At 60.7% G+C, this 8,284-nt stretch carries 6 protein-coding genes; all 6 read left to right on the plus strand.

From position 1 onward, the window contains the following. The coding region (locus tag ACTHL0_RS04425) for an NAD(P)/FAD-dependent oxidoreductase (protein WP_440565377.1) at positions 1 to 1,190 on the plus strand (1,190 nt) is incomplete at its 5' end. 17 nt (positions 1,191 to 1,207) lie between these two features. Next, positions 1,208 to 2,701 carry an aldehyde dehydrogenase gene (locus ACTHL0_RS04430; RefSeq protein WP_440565378.1) on the plus strand — a complete coding sequence of 498 codons (1,494 nt, stop codon included), beginning with the start codon at positions 1,208 to 1,210 and terminating at the stop codon, positions 2,699 to 2,701. A 180-nt stretch (positions 2,702 to 2,881) separates the two neighbouring features. After that, positions 2,882 to 3,883 carry a LysR substrate-binding domain-containing protein gene (locus ACTHL0_RS04435; RefSeq protein WP_440565379.1) on the plus strand — a complete coding sequence of 334 codons (1,002 nt, stop codon included), beginning with the start codon at positions 2,882 to 2,884 and terminating at the stop codon, positions 3,881 to 3,883. 37 nt (positions 3,884 to 3,920) lie between these two features. Further along, on the plus strand, positions 3,921 to 4,973 hold the full coding sequence (locus tag ACTHL0_RS04440; RefSeq protein ID WP_440565380.1) for a GlxA family transcriptional regulator: 1,053 nt from the start codon (positions 3,921 to 3,923) through the stop codon (positions 4,971 to 4,973). A 578-nt stretch (positions 4,974 to 5,551) separates the two neighbouring features. Then, positions 5,552 to 6,703 (plus strand): porin, encoded by a 1,152-nt coding sequence (locus ACTHL0_RS04445; RefSeq protein ID WP_440565381.1) that lies wholly within the window; start codon positions 5,552 to 5,554, stop codon positions 6,701 to 6,703. 158 nt (positions 6,704 to 6,861) lie between these two features. Continuing rightward, on the plus strand, positions 6,862 to 8,284 hold a 1,423-nt coding region (locus ACTHL0_RS04450; protein ID WP_440565382.1), incomplete at its 3' end, for a methyl-accepting chemotaxis protein.

The following is an 8,284-nucleotide window of genomic DNA, read 5'->3' on the forward strand; positions in this document are numbered from 1 at the left end:
CGGGGTTGTGCGCCGCTCGCCGCTTGGCCGAGCTGGCGCCGGAGGCGTCGATCGCGCTGGTGGAGGCGGACCGCATCGGACGCACGACCGCGGGCCGCAATTCCGGTTTCTTCGTCGATCTGCCGCACGACATCAGCAGCGAAAGCTACTCGCGCAGCGTCGAAGCGGACAAGGCCGATGTGCGGTTTCAACGGCACGGGATCGACTACGTGCGTTCGATCGTGCGTGAGCACGACATCGAGTGCGATTGGCGCGACGACGGCAAGTTTCATGCGTCGGTCAACAAGAAAGGACACGCGGCGCTGTCGCACTTCGCGGAGGGCTTGTCCCGCATCGACGAGCCTTTCCAATGGCTCGACGAGGCGGCGATCGGCAACGTGACGGGCACTCGCTTCTACCAGGGTGCGTTGTTCACGCCGGGTTGCAGCACGGTCCAGCCGGCCGCGCTGATGCGGGGCCTCGCGGCGACCCAGCCGGCGAACGTGAAAGTCTTCGAAATGAGCGCCGTCAAGGAGATCGACGATCGCCATGATGCAAAGGTGTTGACGTTCGCGAACGGAAAGATCACGGCAAAGCGGGTGATTCTCTGCACGAATGCCTATGCTGCCAGGTTCGGCGGGCATCCGAACGGCCTCTTGCCCGTCTATACGTTCGCCTCGATGACACGTGAGATGACGCCCGCCGAGATCGGCACGCTGGGCGGCACGCAGTCTTGGGCGCTCATTCCCGCAGATCCGATGGGCACCACAGTGCGCCGTTTGTCGAACAATCGCATTTGCGTGCGCAATCACTTCGCGTTCAGGCCGAGCCTCGAAGTGTCTCAATCCGATCTCGCGAAGGCGAAAGGCCTGCACCAGCGCTCGTTCGACCGGCGTTTTCCGATGCTCGATAACCTCGAACTGGAATACACATGGGGCGGGCCGTTGTGCTTATCGGCCAACAACGGCGCACTGTTCGGGCAGCGCAGCGAGGGCATTTTCGAAGCGATCGGATGCAACGGCCTCGGTTTGAGCCGCGGATCCGCATCGGGCAAGCTCATCGCGGAGTACGCGCTCGGGCAGTCGAACGAGCTCGTACGCCAACTTCTGAATCAACCCCATCCGCGTTCGCTGCCGGCCCGTCCCATTGCGGATGTGGCCGTATCGGCAACGATCTGGGTCAAGGAATTCACGGCAGGCGCCGAGCTATAACTTTCAAGGACGAGAAGATGGCGACTTATCACGAATGGAAGCAAATGGCGGAAGCATTGCGGCTCGACGGACGGGCATTCATCGCCGGGCAACGCTGCACCGCAGCCTCGAATGAAACGTTCGACACGCTTAATCCGTCGACAGGCAAGGTCTTGACCGATGTCGCCAAGTGCGATGCGAAGGATGTCGATCGCGCGGTCGTGGCGGCGCGCGATGCGTTTGAAAGCGGTGTGTGGTCGAAGGCCACGCCAGCTGCGCGCAAAGCCGTGCTGCTGCGTCTGGCCCAGCTCATCGACGACAACGCCGAGGAGCTGGCGTTGCTGGAAGCGCTCGAAGCGGGCAAGCCGATCAGCGAATGCCTCGGGCTCGATATCCCCGAGTCGGCGGCATGCATTCGCTGGCACGCCGAGGCCACCGATAAGCGCTACGACGCCCTGTCCCCGTCCGGCCCGAGCGTCGTCAGTATGATCACGCGCGAACCGATCGGCGTTGTCGGTGCGGTGCTGCCGTGGAATTTCCCTGCGCTCATGCTCGCATGGAAGATCGGCCCGGCGCTTTCCGTCGGCAACAGCGTCATCGTCAAGCCTGCGGAGCAGACCTCGCTTTCCACGCTTCGCATCGCCGATCTCGCGTCGGAAGCGGGTGTGCCGCCCGGCGTGTTCAGCGTGGTCACGGGTTTTGGCGAAGGCGCGGGCCAGGCGATCGGCCAGCATGCCGATATCGACCTCGTCGCGTTTACGGGCTCGACCGAAACCGGCAAGCGCTTTTTGCGTTATTCGGCTGACACGAACCTCAAGCGTGTCGTATTGGAGTGCGGCGGCAAGAACCCCCAAATCGTCTTGCCCGATGTCGCCAATCTCGATGCCGTGGCCGAGAATGCGGTGGCAGCCGCGTTCTGGAACATGGGCGAGAACTGCAGCGCGGGATCACGCATTCTCGTGCCGGCTTCGCTGAAGGCCGCCCTGCTGCAGAAAATCCAAGCGGTGCTGGAAGGCTGGAAGACGGGCGATCCGCTCGATCCCGACATGAAACTCGGCTCGCTGATCGAACGTCCGCACTACGAAAAGGTGCTCGCCCACATCGAGAAGGCAAAGGCCGAGGGCGCGCATCTGGTGTGCGGTGGCAAGGCTGTGCTCGCGGAAAGCGGCGGCTGGTTCGTCGAGCCGACGATCTTCGATAACGTGACGCCCGATATGACCATTGCGCGTGACGAAGTGTTCGGTCCCGTACTGTGCTTCATTGAATACGGCGACGTCGAAGAGGCCGTCCGGATCGCCAACGATACCTGCTACGGGCTCGCCGCATCGCTGTGGACGGACAACGTCAATCAAGCGCACAAGGTCGCGGCTCGCATTCGTGCGGGCACGGTCACGGTGAATTGCTTCGGCGAGGGCGATTTGTCCACCCCGTTCGGAGGCTTCAAGCAATCGGGCTTCGGCGGCCGCGACAAGTCGATCTACGCGCACGATCAGTACTGCGAACTGAAGACGACCTGGCTGAAGCTCGATTGACGTGATTGACGATACGGGTTGGCCTCTCTTGTCAACAAGAGAGGCCAATAGCACACTATCACCTCTGAGGCGTTCGCATTTCCGTCAAGTTGCAGCGGTATTACGACCCCGGCGGGACGACTGCTTTTTGTCGTGCGACCCTTGGGAATCGCTTCGGTGTTTGGTTGAAAGGTGATAGCAATGCAAAAGAAGCAGTTGTTCGCCGACAGGCTCCTCGCCCAAATGCCGTCGCTTCGGGCATTGAGGTGCTTCGTCACGGCGGCGCGATACGAAAGCTTCACGCAGGCCGCCGAGGTGCTGTGTGTGACGCAGGCCGCGATCAGCCGGCAAATAAAAGAACTGGAGGATTCGCTCGACGTCGCGCTGTTCGAGCGCACCGGGCGGCATATTGCGCTGACGGACGCTGGCCGTATTCTCTATAACGCGTCGTATCTGTCGATCATGAACATCGCGGAGGCCGCCGAGGCGGTGCGCCGATCGGACAAGCACGCGCTGACGCTGTGCGTCTCGCACACGTTCTCGGCGCTATGGCTTTCGTTCAGGTTGCCCCGGTTCCGCAAGCGGTTTCCGGAGATCAAGCTTCACGTCATGGTGACGGAACACTTCATGGAGCTCGACGGGCTCATGGAGCCGGACATCATCATCACCAAAATTCCGCCGCGCGAGGCCGAATACGAAGTCGAGCCGCTCTTTCACGATGTGGTTTATCCGGTATGCAGTCCGTCGTTTCACGAGCGCCGCTTTCATGGCCGGTCGCTCAAGCCGTTGGATCTGCTGTCGCATCCCACGCTGAACCTTTCCCTGCTGGGGCGGGCTCAGGTGTGCGAGCACGTGGACTGGCGGGTGTGGCGCAACTGGTTTCAACACAGCGACGGCACGGACATGCTCGTCGAAAACGAGCATCTGGAAAGCAACGACTATCGGCTGCTCGTGGCCCAGGCCGAAGCGGGCGAGGGCACGCTGCTGGGCTGGCATCATCTGGTCCATCGCCAGGTCGAATTGGGGCAGTTGGTTCGACCGGTACAGGATGCGCTCGTCTTCAATGATCGCTATCACTATCTGGTGACGCAGAAGAACGCCAAGCTTCGTCCGGAGTATCTGCAGTTCCGCGAATGGATCGTCGAGGAGGTCGACGCGATGATGCGCGAATGGCATGGCGCCGACGTCGGGATCGTCAAATAACAAGAGTGCGTGTCCATTACGCATCGTTGGTCGTTCCATGCTCAATCACCCCACCGTCTCCCAAGCTGAATCACCCCCCAGGATTCGGTTTGGGATCGTGCTGTTACCCAATTTCACGCTGACGGCCTTTTCCGGCTTCGTCGATCTGCTCAGGCTCGCGAGCGACGAGGGCGATATGAGCCGCCCGGTGCGCTGTTCGTGGACGGTCGTCGGCGAATCGCTCGTCCCGGTCAGAGCCAGCTGCGGCATTCAGGTCACGCCATGGACGACGTTCGACGAGGCCGGGCCCTTCGATTACGTCGTTGTGGTTGGAGGCTTGCTGCACTCGGGGCCGTCCTCGGCCAGCGAGGCGACGCTCAAATTCATCCGCGCGGCGGCCGAGTCGCCGGCGACTCTGGTGGGGATCTGCACGGGTGTGTTCGCGCTGATGCGAGCCAGGGTCATGGAGGGGTATCGCCTCTGCGTGAGCTGGTTTCACTACTGGGACTTCGGCGAGCGTTTTCCGCAGACCGATGAGAGCAAGCTCGTCGCGGACAGGCTCTTCGTCATCGATGGCCGACGCATCACATGCTCCGGGGGAAGAGCGTCGATCGATGTGGCCGCAGCCATTTTATTGAGGCATGTGGAAGCGACGATCGTGCAGAAGGCGCTGCGTATCCTGCTCGTGGACGATGCGCAAAAGAGCCATGCGCCGCAACCGTATCCGCCGGGGCTCGAACCGGCAACGCATCCTAAGGTGCGACGGGCGATTCTTCTGATGGAACAGCATATCGGCCAGCCATTGAGCCTCGTGGAGCTTGCGCATCGGCTCGACATCTCGGCTCGGCAGCTCGAACGCCTTTTCACGACCGAGACGGGGAAATCGCCGCACGCATACGGTCGGCAGATTCGCATTCGAATGGCCTCTTGGCTGTTGACGAGCTCAGACAGGACGGTCGCGGATATCGCCACCTCATGCGGTTTTTCCGACGCGTCGCATCTTGGGCGCGAGTTCAGGAAAGAATACGGCGAATCGCCGCACGCGTTTCGCACGGCGCGGATGCAAAGCCACGCGCCAGCCTTGGCGGCAACATCTGAAGAGAACGCATAGATGCATGGCGCTGCATCGGCGAACGATGCACTGTGCCTGTCGCCGTAAGTAAAGACTTGTCCGGTGTCAATCACTTTGTGGATTTCTGTTGTTTCCTAAGGGCGGTTACTCATTCCAATTAATCCGGCTCGCAAGCAGGCGAAAAGCCGGTTTTGACGGTTTTCTTTTCAGCGAACGCTGTGTAACCGCTCCCATTACCAAAGGTAGGGCATAGTAGGTAAAAAATGTATCGAGACCGGAGAAATTGGCTTGATACGCTGCGCTTGACGCTTTTGTGACGCATGATTTTTGAGCCGGCTTTTGTTCGGGCTGATGCTACACATAAGGCATGCTTATAGTAGTCGAAGATAATTTAGTACTACTAAGTAAATTATTAATCGTCGATCGAATCACCGACCGGGGCGAATGATGCCGCTCGGTGCGGCCGGCGTGTGCGAATGGATTGGGCAATAAACCTCCGGTGAACGGATGCCGGAGACGGTGGTGAAGCGTCAGCCGCCGACACGGTCAACGTGCCGTTGCGGCCGGCGATTGGGTGTTAATCAGAAATTAGATGTTCCGTTTTGGGGATCAGACAGATGAAAAAGATGAAGTTGCTGTTGCCTGCAGTGGCGGTGACGCTTGCGGTACCGGCTTTCGCACAGAATTCCGTCACGCTGTACGGTGTGATCGATGAAGGCTTCAACTACACGAACAACGTAGGCGGGAAGCATGCCTACGAGATGGGTGACGGCTACGTGCAGGGCAGCCGCTGGGGCCTCAAGGGAACGGAAGATCTGGGCGGTGGCCTGAAGGCGGTCTTCCAGCTCGAAAACGGCTTTAACTTGAACACCGGCGGGCTGCGTCAAGGTAGCCGCATGTTTGGTCGTCAGGCATACGTGGGTCTGGCCGACGACAAGTTCGGCACGGTCACGCTGGGCCGCCAATACGACAGCCTGGTCGACTATCTGGCGCAGACGACGGCCAACGGCAACTGGGCGGGTGCTTTGTTCTCGCATCCGTACGATAACGACAACACAGACAACTCGTTCCGCGTCGACAACACGGTGAAGTATACGAGCCCGACCTTCGCGGGCTTGCAGTTCGGCGGCACGTATAGCTTCAGCAACAGCACGGGCTTTGCCGCCAACCGCCAATACAGCGTCGGTGGCCAATACGCCAACGGCGGGCTGTTGTTGGCGGCGGCGTACTTGCAGGCGAACCAGCCGGGGTCGACGGTCGGCGGCGCGATTAGCCAGACGGGCGACTCGAACTTCCCGTCGGCGCTGCTGCGCGTGTTCGGCGCCGGCGTGAACTACACGTTCGGCCCGGCGACGTTGGGCTTTGCGTACACGAACACGTACATGAAGCAGCCGACCGGCACGGAGTACTTGGGCGGATCGATTCTGCCGGCCACGGGCACGTTGTCGAACTTGCGGTTCCAGAACTTCGAATTGAACGGGAAGTACCAGCTCACGCCGGCGTTGTTCCTGGGCGCGATGTACACGTACACGCGTGCGAGCTTCAACGCGACGAGCGGCAAGGCGAACCCGGTCTATCACCAGTTCGGCGTGATGGCGGACTACAACCTGTCCAAGCGCACGGATGTGTATGTCCAAGGCGCGTATCAGCACGCCGCAGGCGACAAGACGGGTACGGCGCTTGATTTTGCCGCGGTTCCCGGCGCGGATGACGCGTCGTCGAATCGCAATCAGCTCGTCGCGCGCGTGGCCATCCGTCACAAGTTCTGATGGACTGCCAGTCGTCCAAGCTGTGAGTAGTTGATAAAAGAAGGGAGCCGCGCACTCATGCCGACAAGAGTATGAGTGCGCGTTTTTCCGTCTTGATGTCTTGCCGCCAAGGTCGATGCTCGACGCAAATCCGGGCGGTGCATCCCACCGGGGAGGGGATGATGAAGCGTTTCGTGCAAAGCGTCCGATTCAAGATTTCCGCCACGTTCGGCGTATTCGTGATGCTAATGGCTGCCGTCGAAATTTTCGGCGCGGTGGGCTTATCCAGCGTGAATGCGAACATGCGCGGCTCCTATACGGGGAGCACCATTCCCATTGCGGATCTGTCCGACATCCGGGCGGCCGTGCTCGATATTCGGCTGCAGCTTCACTTGATCGAAATGTATCGCGATGCGGGGCGGACCAAGACCGGCATCGAGCGGATTCGCGCGGATCAGAAGAGCATTGCGCACGGGTGGACACGCTACGTCGCACAAGGTGCGTCGAGCGAGAAGGAACATGCGCTGGCCGATCAGATGAAGAAGGTCCTGCCACAGTTCAATGCCTTGACCGCGCAATTGGTGGGTGAACTCGGCGCGGGCAGCTACTTCGGCGCCGTTCCGGATATCGACAGCCATGAAGAGGTGGCGCAGTCGTTCGGCAAGCTCGTCGAAGACGCCGTGGCATTGCACAACGTTCAAGCACAAGCATTCGCGGACGATAGCGATGCGACGTATCGGCACGTCTTATTGACTTCCATCGTCCTGGCCAGCTTGTCCTTCGTCGTGGGGACGGCGTTGGCTTTTTACTTGTCGGGCGAGGTTATCCGGCCTTTGAAGGGCGCTGTGTGGGTCGCCAATCGAATTGCGAGCGGAACGTTGGGCAACCCCTTCGACGATAAGCACCCGCAGGACGAGTTCGGACAGTTACTGCTGGCATTGCAGAAGATGGACCGGCAGCTCAGCGACACGGTGAGCGGTATCAAGGCGAGCAGCGAATCGGTCAACGTCGCGGCGCGCGAGATTGCCAGCGGGAATGCGGATCTATCGATGCGCACCGAAGAGCAAGCCGCATCGTTGGGACAGACCGCGTCGAGCATGACGCAATTGACGGAGACGGTCAGGCAGAACGCCGAAAACGCGCGTCAGGCCAACATGCTGGCGGCTCGCGCGAGCGAAGTGGCCGATGCCGGCAACGGGGCCATGCAGGGGATGGTTAGGACCATCGAAACGATCAGCGGCAGCTCGACCAGGATTTCGGAGATTACGGCGGTGATCGAGTCGATCGCTTTTCAGACCAACATTCTTGCTTTGAATGCAGCGGTCGAAGCCGCGCGCGCCGGGGAGCAAGGGCGCGGCTTTGCGGTGGTGGCCAGCGAAGTACGGGGGCTCGCACAGCGCTCCGCGGACGCCGCGAAGGAAATCAAGGCGCTGCTTGGTACGTCGGTCGAGACGATTCGTTTCGGCGCGAAGCAGGCGACCGAAGTGGGCTCGACGATCGGCGAGGTCGTGCTTGCCATTAAGCGGGTGTCGGACATCGTCGGCGAGATTGCCTCGGCTTCGGAAGAGCAGAGTCGCGGCATCGACCAAGTGCAGCAGGCTG

Origin of the sequence: Trinickia sp. (assembly GCF_051961175.1) — a bacterium.
GTDB lineage: Bacteria > Pseudomonadota > Gammaproteobacteria > Burkholderiales > Burkholderiaceae > Trinickia.